Source organism: Bernardetia sp. MNP-M8 (genome assembly GCF_037126285.1).
GTDB lineage: Bacteria > Bacteroidota > Bacteroidia > Cytophagales > Bernardetiaceae > Bernardetia.
In genome coordinates this window covers 2,928,727-2,954,496 of record NZ_CP147012.1, presented here as the reverse complement: position 1 = coordinate 2,954,496, position 25,770 = coordinate 2,928,727, and the positions used below count along the sequence as shown (strand labels likewise).

Genomic DNA, 25,770 nt, shown 5'->3' with positions numbered 1-25,770 from the left:
ATAGGTAATAAAAAGCTTGTTAAAATTAATTTACAGGACACTTAACAAAATCATCGTATTTTTAATAAAGTCAGTTTTTTATTTTTGTTGCTCAACGTAGATTCTAGGTTTGCGTTAAGTCTATTATATCACAAAAATATACTTCTAAATTAAACTTTATTATGGACAATACAGAATTACATCAAAAAAACACTTCTGCTTGGAGAATCCAAACTTGGATTTCATTTTTATTTGCCTTTGTAGGCACAAGCGCAGGAATTGCATATCTTCCAGCCGATTGGTGGATAAAAGGATTTTTATTAATGGGTATGTTCTTTACAGTTGGTTCTGCCTTCACACTCTCAAAAACTATTAGAGACGACCACGAAAGTGACAAAATTATTAACCGAATCAAAAATGCCAAAACTGAACGAGTTTTGAAAGATTTTGAGTAAAAAAAATTGTTGCTCGAAAGAATGATAATAAAAATACATTTATGAAAAATTATTATTTTACTCTGATAACTATCTGACACTTTAAAAGTATCTTGACAGTTTACTTATTTTAAATTTAACTTTATTTTATACTCATGAAAAAATCATCATCAGACCTTGGCTCATCTTTAGTAGGCATAACTTTTTTAGTTTTAATTGTTTTTGGAGTTTTAAAATGGCTTCAAATTCCGACAGGCGATTTTATGGATTGGGCAATCGGAGTAGGTATTTTTTGGTGGCTTTTACTTATCACTACTGTTCCTTGGAATATGCACTTTAAAGCAAAAGAAATTTTGTCAGATGTAAAAGAATCGGAAAAGACAGGAATTTCAGTTGAAAATATTGATATTGAGTATGCTCAAAAAATATCAAAAATATACCTTTTTGTTGCTATACTTCTGCATATTTTATCAGCTATTGGTCTTTATATTTTAGCAAAAACAGGTGTTAGTGTTGTGGGTTATGTGGGAGCTGGTTTTGCACTTGCCCTGACGGTGCTTCGCCCTTCTGTCAGGATGTATGAGTATATTTCGTACCGTCTTTCGAATATGAGCCAACGCATAAAATATCCTAGAGAAGACATAAATAAGGTTACTTCTGATTTGGAGCAATTAAAATATGAAGTGGCAGCACTGACTGAAAAACTAGATATAGAAAATTCAAACTCTTGGGTAACTCGCAAAGAAAATGAAATGCAAGAACTTAGAGAATCTATGCGACAAATTCGTCAGAATTTTGAAACTCTGAACGTTCAAACACAATCCAATCATCAAGCACTAGTTAAACAAACTGAAAACAAAATTGCATCACTTTCAGAAGATGCTCAGTTTCTGAATCAAGCTAGGCAGCTTGTGAGGTTTATAAAAGAAGCATAATTTATTTTATACAATTCGAATATTTTCTAAACTTTCAATAAAGGTTATCACACTTATTTTTGTATAACAGTCTTCCAGACTGTTGAATTTTATAAAATAATTTGTTTGATGTTCAGAATGGAAGTCTAAACTATCTTAATACAAACCACGATAAGGTTTATTATACAATCAAAAATTCCTACCTTTACTTTATCAGCTAAACAAAAAAATTAAGAGGAATAGATTATGAAAAACGATAAATCAATAGCTACAAATCAAAAACCATTGATTTTAGTTTCGAATGATGATGGAATTACAGCAAAGGGAATACGAGAGTTAGTAGAAATGATGACTCTCTTAGGAGAAGTAATTGTAGTTGCTCCTGATAGTCCACAGTCTGGAATGGGACATGCTATTACAATTCACATGCCTTTGAAAGTTAGAAAATCTGATGTTTTTAAAGATTTGAATGTCGAAGCCTATGAATGTTCTGGTACGCCTGCTGATTGTGTCAAACTTGCCAAATTTCATTTGTTCCAAAACAGAACACCTGATTTGGTAGTGAGTGGAATTAATCATGGCAGTAATACCTCAATTAGTATTTTATACTCTGGAACGATGTCAGCAGCTATTGAGGGAGCTATTGAAGGACTTCCCTCAATTGGTTTTTCATTGTGTGATTATGGAGAAAATGCTGATTTTTCTCATATTCGTCCTCATTTATTAAAAATTGCAGAGCAAACACTTAAAAATGGACTTCCTAAAAATGTAGCCTTGAACGTCAATTTTCCTCCACGCTTTGATAAAGAAACTAAAGAAGAAAACGATATAAAAGGAACAAAAATTTGCAGACAAGCACACGCACGTTGGCAAGAAAAATTTGATTTACGAACAGATCCTTATGGTAGAGAATATTTATGGCTCGCAGGAGATTTTGTAAATCCAGACAAAGGCGATGATACCGATGAGTGGGCAATAAATAATGGGTATGTTTCTATTGTGCCTTGTCAATTCGATATGACAGCACACCACGGAATTACACATATCAACAACGAATGGGATATATAAAAATACAAATTTAGATTTTAGAAGGTAGAATTTTAGAATTTAGAATTAGTACAAAGAGGAATTTGAAGCATTCAAATTCCTCTTTGTATGAAATTATAATTCGTTTTTGGTATCTTATGAGCGACATTTTCTCACAACTAAACAGCATTCAATTTCTTCATCTCTTCTTGTGCTGCGTATCTAAAATCTCCATGTTTTACATTCTTAAAATATTGAATAGCAAAATCATTTTTTCCTATTTTTCGATACATTACACCTGTTGCAAAGGTAAATTGGGCTTGTAGTGTTGGAGGAATGTTACTCAAATGAGAAAGCTGTCTCATTTCTGTAATGGCTTCATCTGTATTTCCTGAATGAAAAAGTGAAACTGCACGCAAAAAACGAACATCATAACGCAAAGGTTGAATAGCTAAACAAGAATCTGAAGAATGGATAGCTTCCTGATAATCCTCATTCTGAAACTGTAAAAGAGCCAATTCTGAATAAGAACGAGCCTTTGTATCATAATCCTTTGCATGTCCGACTGCAACTTTCAGTCTTTCTATAACTGTTGTATGATTAATTTCTTCTACTGCTAATTGTCCTCCTAGTTCATTAGCTTGTGCATAATTTGGGTCTTGTTTTAGAGCCTGATGAACATATTCTTTTGCCGTTTTATATTCAAAAATAGTGTGATATGCTTGTGCTAATCTATATTGATAATTGGGCATCATCTTGAAAACTTTCTCTTTGAAAGAACCTACATTTGCCTTTGCTAGAGCATCTTTTGCCTTTTCATACTCTCCAATTTCATGTAGCGCATAACCCAATTGAAAATAAAAACGAGGAGCATCTTTAGAATCACTCAATAATTTCAATCCAGCTTCTGCATCTGAAATAGCCTGTGCATATTCTTTTTCTTGATTATGATACCAAGCTGAAAAATACCAAACGTGTGAGTTTTGGGGAGCAATCGAACGAGCATCCTGCAAATGAACAGGAAAACCTACAACTTCTTCTTGAGAATACAATAATTTCAAAATATGTAAACGATACGACAAACGACGCTGTGTATTATCTTCAAACTGTGCTGCTTTTCCCAAATAAACTATTACTTTTGACATATTTCCTTTATAGCCATATAGCTTTGAAAGAGCGATATAAGACTCTACATGGTCTTCTTTTAATTGGGTTGCTTTTTCCAAACAATCAATTGCATTGTCTACTCTTTTGAGCAAATAATAACATTTACCTTGCTGTACAAAATATTTATAATTACTTGGGTCTTTGGCAATAGCTTTGTCATACAATGAAATGGCTGTTGTATACTGTCGTTTGGCTCTAAATGTTTCTGCTTGTACATATTCCTCTAGTCCACCTCCAGAATGTTGGGCTGCTAATTGAGCTGACAACAAAGGAAATATACTAAACAGCAAAATAATTAAAAAAATAGTATTTTTCATGTATAAAAAATGACGAATAAGGAACAAATACAAAGTTGTAAGCCTAATTGAAATATAGATATAGATTGTATATTAATGTGTTGAATTATAGTTTTTCTTAACCAAAACAGATTTAGGAATAATCTCAACTATATAACTCTTTAGTAAACAAGATGTTGCAATTGCAATTTATTTTTACTGACTACAAAGATACAGACACTACGTTGTTAATCAAAAAATATAAGCATGTTATTTATACTATATCCAATAGTTTACCAAAGTTTAATTCAATACAATTAATTAGGATGATTTTTATGTGAACTGCCTATTTAATACGATAAAAAAATAAAAACGTCTATAAAATAATGAGTAGGAGCTATAGAAAATTTATTTTTTTTGACTTGAAAAATTTATCGTTGTACATAATTATTTATTTGTACACAATAAAAAGCAATGAAAAAGCTCATTGAGAACTATTAAAAACCCAAATTGATTCATTGCAGATAAAAAGAAATGTTATTTGAAAGAGAGTTTTTTTATAAAAAAACAGAATTTCCAATAGTTTTATTACTTTAGTGTTATTAAGTGAAAAACACAAGCAAATTATATTATATCTACATGAAAATTATTACTTATAACGTCAATGGAATTAGGGCAGCTTTAAAAAAAGACTTTGCTGAATGGCTAAAAGAAATTGATGCTGATATTGTGTGTTTACAAGAAATTAAAATTGATGAACAATTAGTAGACAAAGCTCTTTTTGAATCTTTAGGATATGAATCATATTGGTTTTCTGCACAAAAAAAAGGATATAGTGGAACAGCTATTCTAACTAAAATAAAACCTGTTTCAGTACAAAAAGGCTCATCTATGCAACAGTCTGATGACGAAGGAAGAGTTTTGAAAGCTAATTTTGAAGTAAATGGAGTTTCTTTTTCGCTAATAAATGTTTATATTCCATCAGGTTCTTCAGGAACACACCGTCAAGAATATAAGTACAAATGGTTAGCAGAATTTGATGAGTATTTGGAAAACGTTAGACAAGAACAACAAAACATTATTGTTTGTGGAGATTATAATATTTGTCATAAAGAAATTGATATTCATAATCCAAAAGCTAACAAGAAATCATCTGGTTTTTTGCCTGAAGAAAGAAAATGGTTAGACGATTATGAAGAAAAGGGTATGATTGATGCGTTTAGAAATTTCAATAAAGAACCTCACAACTATTCGTGGTGGACATATCGCAATAATTGTAGAGCAAAAAATTTGGGTTGGCGTATAGATTATCATTTTGTATCACAACCTTTTTCAGAATATATGACAAATTGTCAAATTCTTTCAGAAGTTGTGCATTCAGATCACTGTCCTGTTTTGCTTTCTTTAGCATTATAGATTTGAAGATACAATCCAGTAATAACCACTAAGCCAATTAGTTTGACAATACAAGACAAAAATCACTATATTTACATAATTTATGAGCAAAGTTTTTTGATTTACTAAATTATTTCTACAAATTGTTTTTTTAAAGGATTTTTAATTTCTAAATTTAGGAAAAATTAAGTCTTACTCTTAACTTAAAAAATCTTCAACTTACACTCAATCAAAATTGAAATCTAATTATATATCATTCAGACTTTCTCATCTTCAATGTTACTTAAGGCACATTCGTATGAAGCAAATACCTACTAAATTTTATTCTCTATTTTTACTTTTCGCTCTTTTTTCTTGTTTATCACTTACTTCTTGTGATAATTCTAGCTCTACAGAAGCTGGAAATGTCAGAGAAGCAAAAGGAGGACGTTTTTATGGAGGAGTATTTAATGTAAACGAAACAGAATACTTCAGAACATTATTTCCTCTAAATATTGTGGATGTTTATTCGTACCGAATTGCTTCACAAGTTTATGAAGGACTTTTTAAATTAGATCCGAAAACACTAAAGGTAGCTAACGGACTTGCAGAAAGCTATGAACTTAGTGAAGACCGTTTGGTATATACAATTCGTTTGAAAAAAGGAGTGTATTTTCATGATGATGCAGCTTTCACATCTGGAAAAGGAAGAGAATTTACTGCTGAGGATGTAAAATATTGTTTAACTCGTCTAGCTACACAGAGTCGTGACAATCAAGGGTTTCACGTTATTGGGGGAGTAATAAAAGGAGCAACAACTTACTACAATGCAACAGCAAGTGGAGCAAAACCAACTAATGAGATAGAAGGTATAAAAGTGCTTGATACTCACACAGTTCAAATTACACTTGAAAAACCAAATGCTTTATTTCTCAATTATTTAGCTCGCCCAGAAGCCTATATTTTTGCAAAAGAAGCTTACGAAAAATATGGTGTAGATATGGGTGGAAAAGCTGTTGGAACAGGTGCTTTTGTTTTGGCAGACGTAGAAGAAGATGTTTCGGTTATCTTGAAAAGAAATGACAATTACCATGGAATAGATGAAGCTGGAAATCGTTTGCCTTATCTTGATGCTGTAAAAGTTTATTTTATTAAAGACAAGAAAACAGAACTTTTTGAGTTCCGTAAGAATAAACTAGATATGGTGTATCGTCTTCCAACAGATTATATTATAGATATCATAGATGAATACCAACGTGCTGACGGCTCTTTACCTTTTGAATTGGAACACGAACCAGAAATGCAAACACAGATTTTGACATTTATGACAGATGATAAAATCTTTAAAAATGCAGATGTACGTCGTGCTTTTTCTTTTGCTATTAATAAAGACGAAATTTTTGAATATGTATTAGGAGGAGAGGCGTATGAAGCAGGTCATCACGGAATTACACCACCTTCTTTCAAAGATAAAGGATATCCAGATGATGTGTATGGATACTCCTATAACCCAGATTCTGCTCGTTATTATTTCAATAAAGCAGGTTATAGAAATGCCAAAGATTTTCCTAAAATCACATTAGAACTTAACGCCGAAGGTGATAGAAATACAAATGTAGCTGTAGAAATCAAAAAAGATTTAAAAGATGTTTTGGGTGTTGATGTAGAACTTAACATTGTTCCGATGGCTCAATCTACTGACAAAATGATGACAGGAGATTTCCAACTTATCAAACTTTCTTGGATTGCAGATTTTCCTAGTCCAGAAGCATTTATTCGTATGTTTTATGGAAAAGATGTTCCTAGCACAGTTGGAACAGTTTCTTATCCAAACTTATCTCGTTATCAAAATCCAGAATTTGATGCACTTTATGATAAAGCAATGAATGCAGCCAATGAAGAGGAAGCAATTAAGTTTTTTGCTCAAGCTGAAAATGTAGCCATGAGAGATGCTCCAATTATCGTTTTATGGTATGATGAAGGTTATCGTTTATTACAACCTTACGTTAAAAACTTTCCTAACAATCCAATGCAGTACAGAGATTTTTCACAGGTTTATTTAGAACCAAAAGCAACTGAAAATCCAAACAATGCACAAGCAGGAAATTAAAAAATATAACTTTACAATTTTAAGAAAGCCATTTATTATCCTAATAATTGGCTTTTTTTCTGTCAAAATTTAATTTAGAAAATCATGAGTCCATCAAAAAAACAAATTCAAGATAAAATAAATAGTGAAAAATTCAAGGCTTTACAAGACTTAAAACAAGTTGAACTAAGATTATTTGAGAGTAATAAAACTGATTTTGTAAAATGGCTTGAATTGACTGAGTTTTTAGAAAAATTAAAAGAAGCTGAATATGATCTTATTTATGATCAAGAGCAAGAACTTCAAGATTTAGAATTAAGTGCTAACTTTGAAACTATTGTAAAAGAGATAGTAGAAAATAATTTTGAAGACAAATTTCAAGCTGTTTTTGCAGATTATTTAGATAAAGAAGTAGAAAAGGCACTAGCAAAATTTTTAACTAATAAAGGTTTAATGGGGGTAATGATACATTTGAGAAATCACATGGATGCAGAATCACATAAGCTCAAAATGAAATTATTAGATGCACAAATGGACTGGATTGTTAAGAATCAAAAAACACAATCACTAGAAGAGTCTATGCACTTTATGCGAATGACAAAGCAAATTGAAAGAGTCGCAGAAAAAAGGTTAGATGAAATAACGGAAGAATTTATAGAGAGTTTAGACACAAAGACATTGCAAGAAGCTGCTACTTCTATTCAGCTTTCAGAAAGTCTAATCAAATCAGTTATGCAATTTGTTTTTGAAAGAGTACAAGATAAACTAAATATAATTTTAGAGGAATACAAAACAGTCAGTTTGATTCTACAAGAGAATATCAAGAAAAAAATAATGGAAAAAGAATAGTTTAGACGACTAAAATTTTATTTTTTTTCTACTTAAATACAGAATAAAGCAAAGAATATGATAGAATATTGTATTTTTGTGTCTTACCTAATTATGTTCTGCTAAGTTTTGCTAATTACAAGATGGATACAAATTCGTTTAAAGACCGTATAAATAATATAGACTTCAAGGAAATAAAGCATAAAGTGCATTATTATCTTACTCGCAATCATTATTCTACATTACTTATTCATTTAGGTTTAATGGCAACTTTGGTGGCTTTTATTTTGTATGCTTTCTTTTATATGTATTTACCAAGCACTACAAATCATGATACAACGATAACAGTACCTGATTTGAACAAAATGAAAATAGAAGAAGTCACATCTTTTTTAGAAAAACGTGATTTGCGTTATGAAATTGCAGATACATCTTACAATCCAGATTATCCACCTCTGACCGTTTTGCAACAAAACCCAGCAAAAAACTCTACTGTAAAGATTAATAGAAAGATTTATCTGACTATTAATTCAGAAACACCTCCAAAAACACGTATTCCTCAAATTATAGACTTTCCTTATACAAGCGCACATACACAACTCAAAAATGTGAAGTTAAAAATGGGTAAGCCAGAATATGTTACCAATAGTGCTAGAAATGTAGTATTGAAGATAGCTGTCGATGGAAAAGAATATACAAAAGCTGATTTGGAAAAAGGAGTTTATATTCCACAAGGAACTGAAGTTACACTTTTTATTGCTAGTGGAAGTGTTAATGATGATTTTAAAATGGGAAATTATATAGGGCAATATGGTGAAGATGTAAAGCTAGAATTAGAAGGAAATGGGATTGTAGTTGAAATCCACGACCAAAAAGCAGAGGGAAAAGAAGCTGGTACAATTATCTCACAAAAACCATCAGCAGCAACTAGAATAGTTGTAGGACAAACAATAGAACTTTGGGTAGCTTCATCTTATGATTAGCATTTATTTTTGAAATAACATTTTTTATCAAAAAGCTAAGAAATAAGTAATATCTAATTGCGTTTATTTACCAAAAACAAATTCCCTTTTTCTTATTTAGTCAAAGGCAATCCTTTAATCTACCACTATGCAATTTTATAAAAATCTCTTTCTTTCTATCTTCATTGTATCATTATTTTTTACTCTTGTTTCGTGTGGAGATAATGGTTTGTATGAAAATCACAAAGAATTAGAGAATGGAGTTTGGCAAAAAGATAACCATCAATCTTTTGAAGTAGAAATAGATGATTCTCAAAAACACTCTGTTTTTTATCATTTACGCTATAATACAGATTACGATTATTGTAATAGCTATGTTCGTTATAAAATTTTTTCACCTAAAGGAAGTTTAATTACTGAAGGAATGAAATTAGATACACTCTTCGACTGTACAACAGGAAAACCACTAGGTGAAGGATTTGGTACTATTTATAGCAGAGAATTTCAACTAGAACAAAACTTTGATTTTTCTGAAAAAGGAATCTACAAAATAGAATTAGAACAGATGATGCGTAAAGATTCATTAGAAGGAATACAAACAGTAGGTTTGAGAATTGAGAACTAAAAAATATAGATTACAAAAAAATAAACATTCCTAAACTAACCTTTATTCCATTTATCGTAATTTTTAATTAGCTGTGCCGAATACTTATTTCGTAATTCGTAATTGAATTAATCGTTTTTTTCGTAATTTTGTGGCATCAAAAAAAACACCTGTTTGCAAACTGCTATGAGTACGACTAAAAATTCCAATAAAGAAACTTCAAAAAATACTTCCACTTCTTCTTCTCCACGTAAAACAAAATATATTTTTGTTACAGGTGGTGTTGCTTCTTCCTTAGGCAAAGGCATTGTTTCGGCTTCACTAGCCAAACTTTTGCAATCAAGAGGATTTTCTGTTACCATTCAAAAATTTGATCCTTATCTCAACATCGACCCAGGTACACTCAATCCGTATGAACATGGTGAATGTTATGTAACTGATGATGGTGCAGAAACCGATTTGGATTTAGGACATTATGAGCGTTTTTTGAATGTCAGCACTTCACAAGCAAACAATGTAACGACAGGAAGAATTTATAATACAGTCATTAATAAAGAACGAAAAGGCGACTTTTTAGGAAAAACTGTTCAAGTAATTCCTCATATTACTGATGAAATAAAACGTAATTTTTACTTTTTGGGAGAAACTGGAAAGTATGATATTATAATTACTGAAATTGGTGGTTGTGTTGGCGATATTGAGTCATTACCTTTTGTGGAAGCTGTTCGTCAAGCTCGTTGGGAATTGGGTGACCAAAACTCATTAGTTATTCACCTTACCTTAGTGCCTTATTTAAGTGCAGCAAAAGAACTGAAAACAAAACCTACTCAACATTCTGTCAAAATGCTTTCTGAACAAGGTGTTCAGCCTGATGTTTTGGTGTGTCGTACCGAACATTCTTTGCCTGATGACATTCGTAGAAAAATCTCACAGTTTTGTAATGTAAATATAAAATCAGTCATCGAATCGATTGATGCAGATACAATTTATGATGTTCCTCTTTTGATGAGAAAAGAACATTTAGACGATATTGTTTTAGATAAATTAGGCTTACCAACAGATAGTACACCAAACTTGGAAGAATGGAAACACTTCTTAGGAAAGCTAAAAAATCCGACTGACGAAGTAAAAATTGCTTTAGTTGGAAAATATGTAGAATTACCTGATGCTTATAAATCTATTGTCGAATCATTCATACATGCAGGTGCAGAAACTGAAACAAAAGTAAAACTAAAATGGGTTTCTTCAGAAGATTTGGATTCTGATGATGATGTAAAAAAATATTTAGAAAACATGGACGGCATTTTGGTTGCCCCTGGTTTTGGAGATAGAGGAATAGAAGGGAAAGTTTTGGCTGTCAAATATGCAAGAGAAAATAAAATTCCGTTTTTCGGAATTTGCTTAGGAATGCAAGTTGCTGTGGTAGAATTTGCTAGAAATGTCTTAAAATTAGAAGGCGCACATTCGGCAGAAATGAATCCAAATACTAATTTCCCTGTCATAGATTTAATGGCAGAACAAAAAAATATTACTACAAAAGGAGGAACAATGCGTTTGGGTGCATATCCTTGTCAGCTCAAAAAGAACTCATTGGCTTCACAGGTTTATAATGGAAAAGATTTGATTCATGAACGTCATCGTCACCGTTACGAATTCAACAATACTTTTTTGAAGGATTACGAAAAGGCAGGACTTCTTCCAACAGGAATAAACCCTGAATCAAATTTAGTAGAAATTGTAGAAATGAAACAAACTGAACACCCGTATTTTGTAGGTGTTCAGTTTCATCCAGAACTAAAAAGTACGGCTCTTAGCCCTCATCCTCTTTTTGTAGGATTTATTAAAGCTGCTCTTCAAAAGCGTTTGGAAGAAGTGGTAGAATAGTTTTTTACCTCAACGACGTTTCATTTGAACTTCGTTGACGGTTGAAAAATAAATAAAAAGAATTTTTCGGACTACTTGGCAGTTTTTTGAATTATTCCAAACAAAGGATAAAGGTTTGTTTTATAAAAAACCTATTCTTGATAAGAAAAATCGAAAATTAATTTACTTTAGTATAAATGGATAAAAATCAAACCATCGGACTCGTCTTGATGTCAGCTTTGCTTATTGCGTATATGTTCTTTTTTAGCCCTAGCAAAGATGAACAACAAGCTCAAAAACAGAGAACAGAACAAATACAAGACAGCATCAGAATAGCACAAGAAGCTGTTGCAGCCAAAACAAACACGCAGACAGAACAATCAGTAGAATTAGACTCTGCTACAAAAGCCTTGATTGCAAGTGCAAAAGAAATTGTTTTGGAAAATGATAATATCAAAGTGGCTTTGTCTTCGTTAGGAGCAGAAATTTTGAATGTAGAACTCAAAAACTACGAAACTTTCGATGGAAAACCATTGATTTTGGTAGATGAGCAAAATAGTCAAATCGAACTTTCGATACCTACTTCTTCTGGAAGTGTCAGAATTGATAAACTCGGTTTTACTGTTCAGAATGCTGCAAAAGATAAGGTTACTTTTGCTGGTACAGTTGATGGAAAGCCTTTAGAAATCACTTATACATTGCCTAAAGATGGCTTTGAGTTATTTTATGCTATCAAAACTGATGCAGCTACTCAGTCTTTACAACTTTCTTGGACAGACGCTATCAAACGCACTGACCAAAATATTGAATTAGATAGAAGAGAAACTACTGTCAATTATTATACTATTGAAGACGATTTTGATTATTTGAGTAAAGGAAGTACAGATAAACAAGATGAAAAATTAGAAAATTCAGTTTCTTGGTTTTCTATGAAACAACGTTTTTTCAATGCTGCTCTTATTACTGACAAACAGTTTGATGAATTGACTATTGGTTCTGCTGCTGTCAATGAAATGGATTCTTCTACTATTAAAACACTAAAAGTAGAAACTTCTATTCCTATTTCTTCGCTTACTGCTGATGCAAATGCTCGTTTTTATTTTGGTCCTAACAAGCACGATATTAATAAAGCTGTTACAGAAGGTTTCCAAGAAAATACGTATTTAGGTTGGGCAGTTTTGCAGCCGATAAGTTTGTATGTTATTATTCCATTATTTAATGTTTTAGAAAAATTCATTTCTAATTACGGAATTCTGATTATTGTAATGGTATTTCTTATCAAAATGGTTTTAGCTCCTCTTACTTACAAATCGTATGTAGCACAAGCTAGAACAAAAGTTTTGCAACCAGAAATCCAGAAGATTAAAGAAAAGTATCCAGACGACCAAGCCAAACAATCACAGGAAACAATGAAACTCAATAGTGAGTTTGGTGTCAATCCATTGAGTGGATGTTTGCCGATGGTATTACAGATGCCGATTATCTTTGCGTTATTTACGTTCTTTCCTAGTGCGATTCAACTTCGTAATGAAGCATTTCTGTGGGCAAGTGACCTCTCTACGTATGATTCAATCTTGAATTTACCATTTACTATTCCTTTTTATGGAAATCATGTCAGTTTGTTTACTTTGATGATGACTGCTTCACAGATTTTGGTAACAAGTGTAAGTACACAACAAACTTCAATGGCAAATTCTCCTATCAATCCAAAAGTGATGATGTACGGAATGCCTATTATGTTTATGTTTGTCTTAAATTCTTTCCCTGCTGGTCTGACACTTTATTATGTGACTTCAAACCTTGTTACACTTACACAAACTCTAGTTATTCGTAAGTTCTTTGTAAATGAAGAAAAAATTAGAGCGCAACTAGAAACACGCAGAGACGAGAAAAAGAAAAGTGGTAAAAAAGGTTCTTCTTTTATGCAACGTATGCAAGATGCAATGGCACAAGCCCAAGAGCAACAAGCACAAGCCAAAGGAAAGCCAACTGTTGATACGAAAAAAGAAAATCCAAATAAGAAGGATAAATTGAAATAAGAGTATTTTTGGATTCAAATAAAAACGGCTTGTTTTACTACAAGCCGTTTTTTTATGTCTCAAACTCTGTTATTTCCTATGTAGAATATAAAAGCGACGATATAAAGTAATATATATTTCGTTGTTATTCGTTTTGGCAATGGTAAAAGAGTCATTCAGGGCATGTTCATAAAAACTTTGTCAGTAGTTTTTGGTAATCCAAAATAACTCTGACAATAGTTTGGGTACAAATGAACCTATTTTCCCAACTATTTACAACCTTCTGAAAGGACTCTCAAAGTTAAAAAAAATAATCCTTTGTAAATTATATAACGTGAACTCGGTATTAGAATTTATGTATTTGTCAGTCTATGCTTCTTTATTAGCTGATTTGCGAATTATCTTGTCAGTACACTTTCAAGGTGTCAGACAATTTAGTCCAACATAGCTGTCTGACACTATGAAGTGTCTGACAGGGACATAAAAGCAAGAATATAATACCGAGTTTACGTATTATATAACTAAAGGGTATTGTTACATTGACTGAAAAATTGGAAACGCAGTATTTGAAAAAACTAGCATTTTATAATTCATTTTAGATCAAAATTTGTGATTTTGATAGCTTTTTTGCCTATATAAAAATCAAAAAGTGTATTTAGAGCAAACTGATTGTTGCAACAATGTTTAACTAAAGTATCGATTTGATTAGATTTATTGGCATACTACTTTCCATATATTTCTTATTATTAGGTTTGATTTTACCATAGTTTTCTAATAGAATATTGTATGCAGTTTTGAGAACAACATGCTTCTCAGCTAAACTAAAATGAGTCATTTCGATAAAAAGTTGGAAGAAGCTAAATTTATAAACAAAAACTCCTCTAAAATTCAAAAGAACTTTAGAGGAGTTAATTTCTATATAATTGAAGAGATTATCAGATTATTTCTTTTCAGAATCTACTTCTTCATAATCTACATCTGTTACGTCTTCTGCATTTGCTGAAGAAGGCTCTTGTGAAGCGTCAGTTTGCTGACCTGCTGCACCACCCATTGGATCTTCTGGGTTTCCACCAGCATTAGCATACATTTCTTGAGAAGCTGCACCCCATGCACCTTCCAATGTTTCTAAAGCAACTTTGATTTTCTCTACATCTTTCTCTGCGTGAGAAGTGCGTAAATCTTTCAATGCTGATTCGATAGCTGTTTTGTTGGCTTCAGAAAGTTTCTCTCCGTATTCTTTAAGTTGTTTCTCAGTTTGGAAAACCATTGAATCAGCCTTATTGATTGTTTCAATGTTTTCTTTTGCTGCTTGATCTTCGCTGGCATTTGCAGCAGCTTCTTGACGCATTTTTTCGATTTCTGCATCTGTAAGACCAGAAGAAGCTTCAATACGGATTTTTTGCTCTTTTCCACTAGCCATATCTTTCGCAGATACGTTTAATAAACCATTTGCATCAATATCAAAAGTAACCTCAACTTGTGGAATACCACGAGGTGCTGGTGGAATACCATCTAAGTGGAAACGACCAATCGTTTTGTTATCTTTTGCCATTGCACGCTCTCCTTGTAAAACGTGGATTTCTACTGACGGCTGATTATCTGCTGCCGTAGAGAATACTTGTGATTTACGAGTAGGAATAGTTGTGTTTGACTCTATCAATTTTGTCATTACACCACCCATAGTTTCGATTCCTAAAGAAAGAGGAGTTACGTCTAATAATAAAACGTCTTTTACTTCTCCTGTCAAAACACCACCTTGAATAGCTGCACCTAATGCTACTACTTCGTCAGGATTTACTCCTTTTGATGGTTTTTTGCCAAAGAATTTTTCTACTTCTTCTTGGATTCTTGGGATACGAGTAGAACCACCTACTAAGATTACATCATCAATATCTGATGCTGAAAGACCTGCATCTTTCAATGCTTCTTTACAAGGCTCTAATGTTCTTTTTACTAATTCGTCAGTCAATTGCTCAAATTTAGCTCTTGAAAGTGTTGTAACCAAGTGTTTTGGAACACCGTCAATCGGCATAATATAAGGCAAGTTGATTTCTGTTTGAGTTGAGCTAGAAAGTTCAATTTTTGCACGTTCTGCTGCTTCTTTCAAACGTTGTAAAGCCATTGGATCTTTACGCAAATCTACATTATAATCGTTTTGGAATTGGTCTGCTAACCAACCGATAATAACTTGGTCAAAATCATCTCCACCCAAGTGAGTATCTCCGTTTGTTGATTTTACTTCAAAAACGCCATCACCTAATTCTAAGATAGAAATATCAAAAGTACCACCACCTAAGTCAAAAACTGCAACAGTCATGTCTTTTTCTTTTTTATCAAGACCGTAAGCTAAAGCTGCTGCTGTTGGTTCGTTAATGATACGACGAACTTTCAAACCTGCAATTTCTCCAGCTTCTTTTGTCGCTTGACGCTGTGCATCGTTGAAGTAAGCAGGAACAGTAATTACTGCTTCTGAAACCGTTGTACCCAAATAATCTTCTGCTGTAGCCTTCATTTTTTGAAGAATCATAGCCGAAATTTCTTGTGGTGTATATTCACGTTCGTCTATCTTAACACGAGGCGTATTGTTTGCTCCTTTTACTACTTTGTAAGCAACATATTTCATTTCCTTTTCTACTTGAGAAAAGCTGTCTCCCATAAAACGCTTGATAGAAGCAATCGTTTTTTCTGGATTTGTAATAGCCTGACGTTTTGCAGAATCTCCTACTTTACGCTCGCCATTATCTAAAAAAGCTACAATTGAAGGTGTCGTGCGTTTTCCTTCACTATTTGTGATTACTACTGGCTCATTGCCTTCCATTACAGAGACACATGAGTTGGTTGTTCCTAAGTCGATTCCAATAATTTTTCCCATATCTTTTAGTTTTTTTCTGTATTTTGATTGAATTTGTAGAATAGACTTTAGTCTGTTCAGTAGCTCAAGTCAAAATCAATTTCTATTTAGTGATTTAAGTATATATTAAAAAATGGAGTGATATTCCTTAATTTTTAAAATAAGAGTTTTGAATTTTTATTTGATTCATTACTCTGTTTTAAATTGTATGTCAAGTATTTTACAATAGATATACCAACCTCAAAAAATAGAAGTTTAACAAAAAGAATGACAAAAAAAATGACAAAGTGACAGATTGAAGGATAGAACTAAAATTATGCTTCTTAAAATCAGACAGTTAGGCTTTTGTTTTTTATTTTGAATGACAGTTTTTCTGTTTTTCTTATTTGATTCGACGGAGTAAGTTATTTATATTTGGTGTTTCTTATCAAGATTTTTTTTGATAACTGTACGAATTTGTGCTTATTAAGTTAGAATATTAAAATACAATCTTCTTACTAAAAAACCTACCCTCACCATCTCTAAAACGAACAAAATAAATCCCTTTTGCTTTATTTGTTCCATCAAAAGAAAAAGAAACAGCTTTTTGAAATTCTGAAATAGAAACTGTCTTTTGTACTCGTCCTAAAATATCAATTATTTCTATCTGTTGTAGTTTAACTTTATCATTCCATTTTATTGAAAAAGAATTAGATTGAGAAGTCACTTTTATTTGTTCAAAAAATATCTTTTCTTGTTCATTTTCTACGGATAGAATAGTTCTTGTTCTGATTTGTGCTTTGTCTGCACCTCCTCCAGAACCTCCTGTAAATTGTGAGTAGGCAGGAAAATAAATCAATAATAAGATGAGTAGAGCAAATAGTTTTTTCATTTTTTAGGTATGATTCAGAATTTTATTTATAATTTATTACTTACAACTTACCATTAAAAATCAGAGTTTGATAATTTCGATACCTACTTTACCAGTTGCTTTCACATAGATACGAACGTGGTCTTTATCAATCTGAATAAAGCGAGGTGAAAGATCAAAGTCTCGTAAGTCAAACAAAGCTGTTTTTCCCGTTTTGCCTTTTGAGAGTGCTGTTTGAATAATATCAGGTAATTGTTTTACATAATTATCCATTGGCAAAATAAGTAATTTTTGTAGTTCTTCTTTGACAGTTGTTTTGAGCATCCAGTCTGCAGCCGACAATAAATATTCTTCACTCTGCAAATCATAATCAAAGTTATCAAAATGAAGTGAATTATTCAACGAGTCAAAACGAGGTATTGCATTCAAATAAATAGTGCTATTTATATCACCTTTTACAGTAAGTTTCATAAATAGCTTTTTTCCACTTCCAAAAATTTCAGCATCTTTAATTTTGATTTTATAATCTGTATTTGGAATAACTAAAATGGTATCTTTTATTTTTTTATCTAATAAATCATTAACAGCTTTATAAGGAAGCTCACCTTTTAGATGCAATTCAAAGTCATTATTGTTATGAGACAGAGAATTATTTTGCTTTAATAGAGGTAACTTTTTGAAGATTACTTTTGGTTTTTCTCCTTTTTTTTTGGTGACGACAGTTCGTAAAAGTGTTTTTAGACGAGTAGTGATAAACAATTGTTTATTTTTTCCTTCTATTTTACTAGCTTCTATTTGTATAGGTTCTGCCAAAAGCCATGTTCCATTTGTTACTTTTTTTTCTACTAAGATTGGCTCTTGAATTTTTGTCCAAATTTTACTAACCTCTTTTTCTATTACTTTTAAGTTTGATGAGGCTTTATCAATCACTTTTTCTAGTTCTGACTTCTTCTGTAGCAATTGACTTTCTAAAAGTCCTGCTAAGTCAAAATTAACTCCTAATACCTTAAATGTTGGTTTTTTTATCCATTCAATCCCTGTATATCTTGTTTTTGTATCTAGCTTCCAATCTTTATTGAGATTTATTTCTGAATGAAATTTTAGTCGTAATGAAAAATCTATTGCTTTGCTTTTCTCTATTTTTTTTCCAAAAAGTTTAGTTTTGATTATTCTTTTTTCTACCCACACATGAATAGGCACAGAATAATACATAAAATTACTATTAACAGAAATTTTTATATTTTCTACCTTTTTGATTCTAATTTTAATGCCATCACTTTTTTTATCCTCAAAACTTTGGTCGGCATAGAGCGTTCCTTTAATAGCTTCATTTATTTTTTGCTCAATTTGTGCTACTTGAAAAGTAATAGGAACTTCTAAAAAGGAAATTTGATGTTCAATAGCTTCATCAAAGGGCAAAATTTCAGGTGCTGTATTTTCATTACTATTTTTACAAGAACTAAGATTAAAGCTTAGAAACAAAGTCAATACAGAAAATAGTATCAATATAGAATATTGACTTTGTTTTTTTGATAGAATACAGAACTCAAATTTCATTAGTAATTTTATAATTAGCTTAAATTTATTCTATAGGAAGCATATAAATGACTTCTTTTACCCAATGCAAACTTCGTAAATATTCTAATGATAAAGGACGAATTTCTGAGTCAATTTCAATCACTAAGCAGGCAATTCCTCGTTTTCCTTTTCTACTAACGTTCATTGTAGCAATATTACATTCATCATTAGCAAGAATATTTGAAATAAATGCGATACTTCCTGTTTTATCTTCTGCAAATATAAGAAGTGTAAAAAGTCCTGTCGTAAATCCTGCATTGTAGCCATTTACTTCTTCAATTTCTATTAAGCCTCCTCCTCTGCTTATTCCTAGTATTTCTACATTTCGCTCTCCCTTTTTAAGTTTGAAACGAATAGAATTAGGATGAAAAGTAGAGGCATTTCCTACAGAACGAAAATTGTATTTCAATCCATTTTTTTTAGCTTCATCAAAAGAAGTTTTGATACGAATATCATCAGTTGCAAAACCTAAAAGTCCTGCAATAACAGCCCTATCGCTTCCATGACCTTCGTAAGTACGAGCAAAAGAATTATAAAAAATAATTTCGGCTTCTTCTGGAATAGCTCCCAAAATATCGATAGCTGCAAGACCAAGACGAACCACACCTGCTGTATGTGAACTAGAAGGGCCAATCATGATAGGACCTATCATATCAAAAATACTACTTTTTTCTGTTGCCATTGTTTTACTATTTATTTTTTGTGTTGTGTGTTTGTTTATCTAAAACTACAAAATTATGTCTAGTCCTGAAAGAGAAATAACTTTATAGGTTGCCCTAATCAATTATATCCTTTAGGTAGCTTTCTACTTTTTGTAGCCTTTTCGATTACAAAGCCAATTTGCAGTAATTTATGCTCTTCGAAAGGACGAGAAATGAGCGTAATTCCAGTAGGCTCTCCAGTAGCTCTGTAACCCATTGGAAGAGTCAAACAAGGATATTTTGCGAGTGCAGCTTCAGCAGCATTCCAGTTATTGATAGACAAAATACAATCAAGATTTAATTTTTTTATTGGTTTTTCAAAAAGATTGACTGCTTCTGTATTCATACTAACTTTCAATTTTTCTAATTCTTCATCAGAAGTTTTGTCTGCCACAATTCCATCAAAACGAGCTTGTGCATACGGAATACGAACCAAAGTATCTTGAAGATTATATGCTACAATATCTTTTGCCGAAGTAAACGAAATAGAATTTCCTGTATAATTTTGAAAATAAGAAGGCAAATCTCGCTTCATATCAGCATTTAAAAGTTGCAGAAAATCATCAAAATTCATCTCATCAAACGAAAACTCTACTACCTCTGCTCCCAAAGATTTTACTTTTTCAATCATAGAAAGATAAAGAGAATCCTCCATAAATGCTTTGTTTGCACCAAAACGCATTTCTTTCAAATCTATTTCTAAGTTTTGATTGTATTTTGTTTGTGCTGTTTGTACTTTTGTTACGCTATCTTTTGCATCTTCGCCTGTCATTGCAGATAATAAAATGGCATTATCAGTTATATTTTTTGTCATTGGACCTGGTGTGTCTAGCATACTAGAAATAGGAACGATTCCACTTCTACTCAAAAGACCTATAGTAGGCTTCAAACCAACAACACTATTTGAACTAGCTGGTGACAAAATAGAACCTGCCGTTTCTGTTCCAACTGCTGCAACGGCGTAATTTGCAGCTACTGATGTTCCACTTCCTGCACTAGAACCACCTGTATCAAACTGTTTTCTTCCATAAGGATTTAGCGTTTGTCCACCGATTGCACTATACCCATTAGGTCCATTATCATGTAAATAATTTGCCCATTCGCTTAGATTGACCTTTCCTAAAATAATTCCTCCTTTTTCTTGTATGCGCTCTACTATAAAAGCATTTGAAGTCATATTATTTTTGAGTGCTTCTGCTCCTGCTGTTGTTGGTAGCTTATCAAAATTGATATTATCTTTTAGTAAGATAGGCATTCCAAAAATAGCATGGTTCTGATTGTCTTTTGATTTATCTTTTTCTTTAGCTTCCTCTACTGCATTTGGATTGATAGAAATAATAGTGTGAAGAGAAGTTTCTCTATCGTTTTCGTATTTTACAATTCTGTACAAATACCATTGCACCAGTTTTTCATAACTTAAATTACCTTCTTTAATATGATTTTGAATAGTTGGAATATTTTGTTCCAAAATCAAAGGTTTTAGTTTTTGATATTCTTCTTCTGAAAAATTACTGATTTGAGGAGCTACGTTTTTCCAAATATCATTTTTATCTAAAATTTTAGATTGAATGAGTTTGTACTGCATTCGTGATGATTCGTGAGCAGCATTTTGAGCAATTTCTTCAGATTCATCGTAGGATTTCCATTGTGAAATAGTAAAGGTTGTTTCTGTAATTTCAGAAGTAGTTTCGTTTTTTTCTTCGTTTTTTTGGTCAGAGGACTGACACGCAAAGACAAATAATAAAAGCAATAAGACTGTATATTTCATGATTTTTGAGGGTGTAGAGGGGATTTGTAGAATATTTTGAAAGTTACGTTTTTTAGAGAAAAGTTTAGGTTACTTTTATAAATTCAAATTCTACATTTTCATCAAGAACATCATTTATTTCGTTACCCATTTCTAATTCTTCTTCAGTTTTGTAGTACCAAAAAACAGTAGCAGGAAATTTGTTTTTTGAGATTGTTTCTATTTCTGATAAAATATTAACTAATAAGAGAAACAGAATATCCTTTACATTTTTTATTGCATTATCTACTTCGTTTATTCTTATTTCAAATTTAGATAAGCTAATAGTATCTAAGCCTTGAATTTTATCAAAAATTTCGTCGTGTTCTTCAATGAATTCTGTATCATCTTGATAGGATAAATTTAGGTGTAAAAATCCTCTTTCTAAGTCTAATTGATAAGCCATAAAGTTTTTTATAATTAGTTTTTATCTAATGGCAAAATATCACCTTCTTGCTCTTCCTTAAAAATCTTAGCATCAGCTACAAAAGTTCCAAAAGGAAGAACAGAAGCCAACAACGCCCAAAAAATGGTAAGTAGTTTCCATTTGAATCTATAACCTACAATTACAACTAAAACACAGTAAGCAATAAATAAAACTCCATGTGCCATCCCAACAATCTGATTAGGTTCTCTCATTTCCCAAATATATTTGAGAGGCATTGTAACGAAAAGAATAACTAGAAAAGAAATTCCTTCTACCACACCAAGAATACGTAAAAATTGAAGTAGTTTAGAGTCTAATTTTGTCGTTTTAGGATTTTTCATGAATTAGATAGTGTTAATTATAGTGAAATATTGATTGATGAATGGGCTAAAAATGAGGTTTTTTATAAAATGTAGCACTTTTAGCCAATTTGTATGAAATAGAATACAAAAATAAGCGTTTTAAAATTGCAAATTTCTTTAAAAATCACTAATTAGCATAACTAATTCCTCCTAAAATAGAATATAAGTGATTCATAGACTTAATTTATTCTTTTTTAGCAAAAATATTCTATCCAAAATTCCATCTCCTTACTGTTTTTATGAAGTTAAAACACATTTTTTACTGTGCTGTTGTGCCTTTTGCATTATTGCAATTGAGTGGAACAAACGAATACGATTATCAGAAACTAGGTTATACACAAAACGGAAAAGCCTCTTATTACGGAACAAAATTTCACGGCAGACCTACAGCAAGTGGCGAAAAATACAATATGTATGATGCAACAGCAGCCCACAAGAAAATATTATTTAATAGTTTGGTAGAAGTGACCAACAAAAACAATGGTAAAACAGCTATCGTACGAGTAAACGACCGAGGTCCTTTCAAACCTGGTAGAATCATTGATCTTTCTTATGCTACAGCTAAAAAGTTAGATATGGTTCGTGATGGTGTAGTAGATATAGAAATTCGTCTTTTACGTGCAGGTGCAGATGGCGAAACACTTTCTCCACAAGGTTCGGAAACACAAAAAGGCAAAAGAAAACCACGCAGAAAAGTTAATATCAAGAAAGCCCAAAAGAAAAATAAATATCTTCCTAGAATTTATAGTATTTGGGGAACAGAAAAATACCCAGAAGATTTTGGTGTACAGATTGGAAGTTATAGAGACTTGAAAAATGCTGTACAAAAAGGAAAAGATGCAATGGAAGCAGGTTTTGATGAAGTTTATATTCGTGTCAGTTGGACAGAGGACCGTTCGCAACGTCTTTTTAGAGTTTCAGTAGGAGATATGAATGCTACACAAGCAGGAGACTTTGCCAAAACATTAGATTCAAAAGGTTTTAGAGGGTGTTTTCCTAAGGCACATTTCAATGATTGATAGTTGTCGGTGGGACACCGACAACGGCAAGATTAAGTTTAAATCTACATTTTTGCTGTTATGGCTAATTTGTTTGTTTTCTTGTAATACAAGAGTAGAAAACGGTGGAAATGTAGAAAAAATATCTAAGAAAACTAATGCAATTATTGATACTGTTTTAGTTAATGATACTGTGGCAAAGCAAGAAATAAATCCTTATCGCTATGAAAAGTTGAAAGAATATGGCGATTCTATCAACTCATATTTCCAAACATTTGGTTGGGGAAGAAAAGACTACAAATTTAATATCAACACTGATACAATAATCAATGAAAATAATGTTGAGTATTTTCATAAGCAACTTGTTCCTTTTAGTGTGTATGTTTTTGATACAGAAGAAGAAGCGACAGATTATTTCAATGAGCTAATGACAATAGAATTTGTTAGTGATTTTGGTATAAATAAGAAACCAAATCATATTTTTGTTGATTCGAATAGAGTAGTTTGGTTGAAGATGGAAAATGCTTATGCACACAGAGCAAAATATATTATAGAACTTTTCTTGAAAGTATTTGAGTACCCTCCTATTGATTTTAATATAAACCTACCTTTAGGATGCAATTACTGTGTAAAGTGGACTACCTCTGATACAACCTTAAAAGAAATATATGGAACTTGGTATGCTAACAAGTCTAATCAAATTGATACAAGTGGATACTCAAAATATCAAATAGACACTTTACTCATACAGTTTACAAAGGATTCAGTCAAAATAAATAATGAGAATTATTTGTATAATATTTCTTCGGCAAGAGCATTCCCAAATGCGAAATATTATTGGGAGTATAGTTTTGTTTCTACATTCAATAATAAGCAACCCAAACGCTTGACAACACAATTTTATAAAGAGATAAAAGAACTACAGAAAGTTAGAAAGGAATTAATTTTTTATAATATATTTTTAATAAAAAATGGTAAAAGGAATGAATCTTTTACCATTGCAAAAACTAATAACGACGAAATATATATTACCTTATATCGTCGCTTTTATATTCTACATAGGAAATAACAGAGTTTAAGACACAAAAAAAAACGGCTTGTATATAACTAAAAAAACTACTAAGAAAGTGAATTCTTAGTAGTTTTTTGATCTACTTTTTGTCCTAAAATGCTTCTATTGATCAAACAAATAAGTTTTACTTATTTTTATTGAGCATTTTGATCAGCAGCGTTAATAGACGGATTTGCATTAAGCTCAGCTATAGGAATTTGTAATTGGAATTTAGGTGAGTTAGCTGGATAGTTTAAATTCTTACCAAATGCAGGGTGGTTACTACCTGGATAATCACGTACTAAAGCATTGTTCCAACGTTTCATATCATAGAATGCAAAACCTTCACCCCAAAGTTCAATTCCTCTTTGAGTACGAATCATATCCAATACACTGTTATTTACATTACTAGAAGCAGTATATTGAGGATCTCTTACTGCCATAAACTCAGATAATACTGCTTGTGCACCCGCATTATCTCCATTAAGAGCTTTTGCTTCTGCTTCAATAAGTAACATTTCTGCTGTACGCATAAATACATAATCACCTTCAAAGAAAGTTGCATCCACAAACTTAAAGTTTACATAGGCAGGATAATCTGCATTACCTGGCTCTGCAAACCAGTTTTGTGTACGTATATCTGTTGGTGAAAGTTTATCATAAAGACGCTTGTCTATAGCTTTATAGTGTCCCAATAGTCCTGCATAACCTGGATTAAGCGTACCTACTTGAGAGAAGAAAGAAGCATAAATACCAGAAGTAATAGCTGTAATTTCTGCACCCCAAATCCAAGAAGGACTTGTAATCTCATCAAAACCATCTAACAAGGTTGCTTCTGTGTCAGGAGCAGCTGAGTTATATGCTTGTCTAGCCATAGTGGCTGCTTGAGCATAATTCCCATATTCTAGATAGTATCTAGCTAAAATACCTGCTACTACATTTTGATCTATTTGAACTTTAGATGTTCTAGCAAAACCACCCAAAAGGTCATATGCCTCTTCTAAGTCAGCTTTTGCTTGAGCCACAATTACTGAAGTTGCTACTCTTTCATCTTGATTAGCTTCTAAAGTTCTCAAAGGAATACCTTTTTCACCATCAGCATACAAACGAATAAGATTGAAATAAGAAAAACCTCTTAAAGCTAATAATCTACCTCTAGTATAACGAAGTTCTTGTGATTCAATATCAGCAGGTGTAGTAGCCAAAATAAGATTAGCATCTCTAATTACTGTATAGTAAAAATTCCATACTTTAGTAGTTATTCTGCTTTCTTGTACTCTACCTGTATATGTATAATACCCACTTGCCCATTGATTTACGAGCATTGGCGTATTCTCAGACATTAAATCAAGACCGAACTCAATGGATTTTTGTCCATAATCATCGTGAGATGAGCTTGTTGTACCTTGATATGTTTTATATTGTCTAAGAAAAGAATTAGTACCATCCTCAACAGAATTTGTATAAGTAAGTAATGATTCTGGATTCGCTGCTAAAGCTTGTAATTGTTCTTGAGCTACGAATTCTTTATTTTCTGTGTCTAAAGCATCTTCTGCACAGCTAGTAAAACCTACTGCCAGAATTGCTAGTGTTATCCACTTTTTCATAATTTAATTAAAGTTTAAAGTTGAAC

General features: G+C 31.9%; 21 protein-coding genes. 12 read left to right on the top strand and 9 right to left on the bottom strand.

Features of this window, described 5'->3' with window-relative positions:
• Window positions 1–161: 161 nt before the first annotated feature.
• From V9L04_RS12155 to surE, 3 genes are all read left to right on the top strand, one after another.
• Window positions 162–434, top strand: coding sequence for a YiaA/YiaB family inner membrane protein (locus V9L04_RS12155; protein ID WP_338790081.1), 273 nt, complete (start codon window positions 162–164; stop codon window positions 432–434).
• A gap of 134 nt (window positions 435–568) precedes the next feature.
• On the top strand, window positions 569–1,348 hold the full coding sequence (locus V9L04_RS12150) for a hypothetical protein (protein WP_338790080.1): 780 nt from the start codon (window positions 569–571) through the stop codon (window positions 1,346–1,348).
• Window positions 1,349–1,573: 225 nt separating this feature from the next.
• The gene (gene surE, locus V9L04_RS12145; RefSeq protein ID WP_338790079.1) at window positions 1,574–2,395 is read left to right on the top strand and encodes a 5'/3'-nucleotidase SurE; all 822 of its coding nucleotides are present in this window, start codon (window positions 1,574–1,576) and stop codon (window positions 2,393–2,395) included.
• A gap of 137 nt (window positions 2,396–2,532) precedes the next feature.
• Here the strand turns inward: surE and V9L04_RS12140 are convergent, their stop codons facing one another.
• Window positions 2,533–3,837 (bottom strand): tetratricopeptide repeat protein, encoded by a 1,305-nt coding sequence (locus V9L04_RS12140; RefSeq protein WP_338790078.1) that lies wholly within the window; start codon window positions 3,835–3,837, stop codon window positions 2,533–2,535.
• A 597-nt stretch (window positions 3,838–4,434) separates the two neighbouring features.
• Between V9L04_RS12140 and V9L04_RS12135 the strand changes: the two genes are divergently transcribed.
• The 7 genes from V9L04_RS12135 (at window position 4,435) to yidC (ending at window position 13,554) form a co-directional block, all read left to right on the top strand.
• Window positions 4,435–5,211 carry an exodeoxyribonuclease III gene (locus V9L04_RS12135; RefSeq protein WP_338790077.1) on the top strand — a complete coding sequence of 259 codons (777 nt, stop codon included), beginning with the start codon at window positions 4,435–4,437 and terminating at the stop codon, window positions 5,209–5,211.
• 277 nt (window positions 5,212–5,488) lie between these two features.
• Entirely contained in the window at window positions 5,489–7,279 is a 1,791-nt protein-coding gene (locus V9L04_RS12130) for an ABC transporter substrate-binding protein (RefSeq protein WP_338790076.1), read from the top strand.
• 84 nt (window positions 7,280–7,363) lie between these two features.
• Entirely contained in the window at window positions 7,364–8,107 is a 744-nt protein-coding gene (locus V9L04_RS12125; RefSeq protein WP_338790075.1) for a hypothetical protein, read from the top strand.
• Between the two features lie 122 nt (window positions 8,108–8,229).
• A complete protein-coding gene (locus tag V9L04_RS12120) occupies window positions 8,230–9,069 on the top strand; it encodes a PASTA domain-containing protein (RefSeq protein ID WP_338790074.1) in 840 nt (279 codons plus the stop codon).
• Between the two features lie 127 nt (window positions 9,070–9,196).
• The gene (locus V9L04_RS12115) at window positions 9,197–9,673 is read left to right on the top strand and encodes a gliding motility lipoprotein GldH (protein WP_338790073.1); all 477 of its coding nucleotides are present in this window, start codon (window positions 9,197–9,199) and stop codon (window positions 9,671–9,673) included.
• 165 nt (window positions 9,674–9,838) lie between these two features.
• Complete coding sequence (locus V9L04_RS12110) at window positions 9,839–11,536, top strand: CTP synthase (protein WP_338790072.1); 1,698 nt, start codon at window positions 9,839–9,841, stop codon at window positions 11,534–11,536.
• A gap of 176 nt (window positions 11,537–11,712) precedes the next feature.
• A complete protein-coding gene (yidC, locus tag V9L04_RS12105; protein WP_338790071.1) occupies window positions 11,713–13,554 on the top strand; it encodes a membrane protein insertase YidC in 1,842 nt (613 codons plus the stop codon).
• A 919-nt stretch (window positions 13,555–14,473) separates the two neighbouring features.
• On the opposite strand, the gene dnaK is transcribed toward yidC, so the two are convergent.
• The 7 genes from dnaK to V9L04_RS12070 all read right to left on the bottom strand — a co-directional run bounded on the left by dnaK (window position 14,474) and on the right by V9L04_RS12070 (window position 22,067).
• Window positions 14,474–16,405: a molecular chaperone DnaK gene (gene dnaK / locus V9L04_RS12100; RefSeq protein WP_338790070.1), complete on the bottom strand. Its 1,932-nt coding sequence runs from the start codon at window positions 16,403–16,405 to the stop codon at window positions 14,474–14,476.
• 457 nt (window positions 16,406–16,862) lie between these two features.
• Complete coding sequence (locus V9L04_RS12095; protein WP_338790069.1) at window positions 16,863–17,255, bottom strand: T9SS type A sorting domain-containing protein; 393 nt, start codon at window positions 17,253–17,255, stop codon at window positions 16,863–16,865.
• 60 nt (window positions 17,256–17,315) lie between these two features.
• Window positions 17,316–18,716, bottom strand: coding sequence for a DUF4403 family protein (locus V9L04_RS12090; RefSeq protein ID WP_338790068.1), 1,401 nt, complete (start codon window positions 18,714–18,716; stop codon window positions 17,316–17,318).
• 100 nt (window positions 18,717–18,816) lie between these two features.
• Complete coding sequence (gene sdaAB, locus V9L04_RS12085) at window positions 18,817–19,494, bottom strand: L-serine ammonia-lyase, iron-sulfur-dependent subunit beta (RefSeq protein ID WP_338790067.1); 678 nt, start codon at window positions 19,492–19,494, stop codon at window positions 18,817–18,819.
• 98 nt (window positions 19,495–19,592) lie between these two features.
• Window positions 19,593–21,281 carry an amidase family protein gene (locus V9L04_RS12080; RefSeq protein WP_338790066.1) on the bottom strand — a complete coding sequence of 563 codons (1,689 nt, stop codon included), beginning with the start codon at window positions 21,279–21,281 and terminating at the stop codon, window positions 19,593–19,595.
• 64 nt (window positions 21,282–21,345) lie between these two features.
• Window positions 21,346–21,705: a hypothetical protein gene (locus V9L04_RS12075; protein ID WP_338790065.1), complete on the bottom strand. Its 360-nt coding sequence runs from the start codon at window positions 21,703–21,705 to the stop codon at window positions 21,346–21,348.
• A gap of 14 nt (window positions 21,706–21,719) precedes the next feature.
• On the bottom strand, window positions 21,720–22,067 hold the full coding sequence (locus tag V9L04_RS12070; protein ID WP_338790064.1) for a DUF3817 domain-containing protein: 348 nt from the start codon (window positions 22,065–22,067) through the stop codon (window positions 21,720–21,722).
• Between the two features lie 260 nt (window positions 22,068–22,327).
• Between V9L04_RS12070 and V9L04_RS12065 the strand changes: the two genes are divergently transcribed.
• Both V9L04_RS12065 and V9L04_RS12060 read left to right on the top strand, forming a co-directional pair.
• Window positions 22,328–23,107: a septal ring lytic transglycosylase RlpA family protein gene (locus V9L04_RS12065; protein WP_338790063.1), complete on the top strand. Its 780-nt coding sequence runs from the start codon at window positions 22,328–22,330 to the stop codon at window positions 23,105–23,107.
• A 52-nt stretch (window positions 23,108–23,159) separates the two neighbouring features.
• A complete protein-coding gene (locus V9L04_RS12060; RefSeq protein WP_338790062.1) occupies window positions 23,160–24,155 on the top strand; it encodes a hypothetical protein in 996 nt (331 codons plus the stop codon).
• Window positions 24,156–24,292: 137 nt separating this feature from the next.
• Here V9L04_RS12060 and V9L04_RS12055 read toward each other — a convergent pair whose 3' ends face one another.
• On the bottom strand, window positions 24,293–25,744 hold the full coding sequence (locus V9L04_RS12055) for a RagB/SusD family nutrient uptake outer membrane protein (RefSeq protein ID WP_338790061.1): 1,452 nt from the start codon (window positions 25,742–25,744) through the stop codon (window positions 24,293–24,295).
• Window positions 25,745–25,770: the final 26 nt, after the last annotated feature.

Coding starts and splice junctions, on each gene's coding strand:
- V9L04_RS12155 (WP_338790081.1), top strand. CDS start 162: ATGGACAATACAGAATTACATCAAAAAAACACTTCTGCTTGGAGAATC.
- V9L04_RS12150 (WP_338790080.1), top strand. CDS start 569: ATGAAAAAATCATCATCAGACCTTGGCTCATCTTTAGTAGGCATAACT.
- surE (WP_338790079.1), top strand. CDS start 1,574: ATGAAAAACGATAAATCAATAGCTACAAATCAAAAACCATTGATTTTA.
- V9L04_RS12140 (WP_338790078.1), bottom strand. CDS start 3,837: ATGAAAAATACTATTTTTTTAATTATTTTGCTGTTTAGTATATTTCCT.
- V9L04_RS12135 (WP_338790077.1), top strand. CDS start 4,435: ATGAAAATTATTACTTATAACGTCAATGGAATTAGGGCAGCTTTAAAA.
- V9L04_RS12130 (WP_338790076.1), top strand. CDS start 5,489: ATGAAGCAAATACCTACTAAATTTTATTCTCTATTTTTACTTTTCGCT.
- V9L04_RS12125 (WP_338790075.1), top strand. CDS start 7,364: ATGAGTCCATCAAAAAAACAAATTCAAGATAAAATAAATAGTGAAAAA.
- V9L04_RS12120 (WP_338790074.1), top strand. CDS start 8,230: ATGGATACAAATTCGTTTAAAGACCGTATAAATAATATAGACTTCAAG.
- V9L04_RS12115 (WP_338790073.1), top strand. CDS start 9,197: ATGCAATTTTATAAAAATCTCTTTCTTTCTATCTTCATTGTATCATTA.
- V9L04_RS12110 (WP_338790072.1), top strand. CDS start 9,839: ATGAGTACGACTAAAAATTCCAATAAAGAAACTTCAAAAAATACTTCC.
- yidC (WP_338790071.1), top strand. CDS start 11,713: ATGGATAAAAATCAAACCATCGGACTCGTCTTGATGTCAGCTTTGCTT.
- dnaK (WP_338790070.1), bottom strand. CDS start 16,405: ATGGGAAAAATTATTGGAATCGACTTAGGAACAACCAACTCATGTGTC.
- V9L04_RS12095 (WP_338790069.1), bottom strand. CDS start 17,255: ATGAAAAAACTATTTGCTCTACTCATCTTATTATTGATTTATTTTCCT.
- sdaAB (WP_338790067.1), bottom strand. CDS start 19,494: ATGGCAACAGAAAAAAGTAGTATTTTTGATATGATAGGTCCTATCATG.
- V9L04_RS12080 (WP_338790066.1), bottom strand. CDS start 21,281: ATGAAATATACAGTCTTATTGCTTTTATTATTTGTCTTTGCGTGTCAG.
- V9L04_RS12075 (WP_338790065.1), bottom strand. CDS start 21,705: ATGGCTTATCAATTAGACTTAGAAAGAGGATTTTTACACCTAAATTTA.
- V9L04_RS12070 (WP_338790064.1), bottom strand. CDS start 22,067: ATGAAAAATCCTAAAACGACAAAATTAGACTCTAAACTACTTCAATTT.
- V9L04_RS12065 (WP_338790063.1), top strand. CDS start 22,328: ATGAAGTTAAAACACATTTTTTACTGTGCTGTTGTGCCTTTTGCATTA.
- V9L04_RS12055 (WP_338790061.1), bottom strand. CDS start 25,744: ATGAAAAAGTGGATAACACTAGCAATTCTGGCAGTAGGTTTTACTAGC.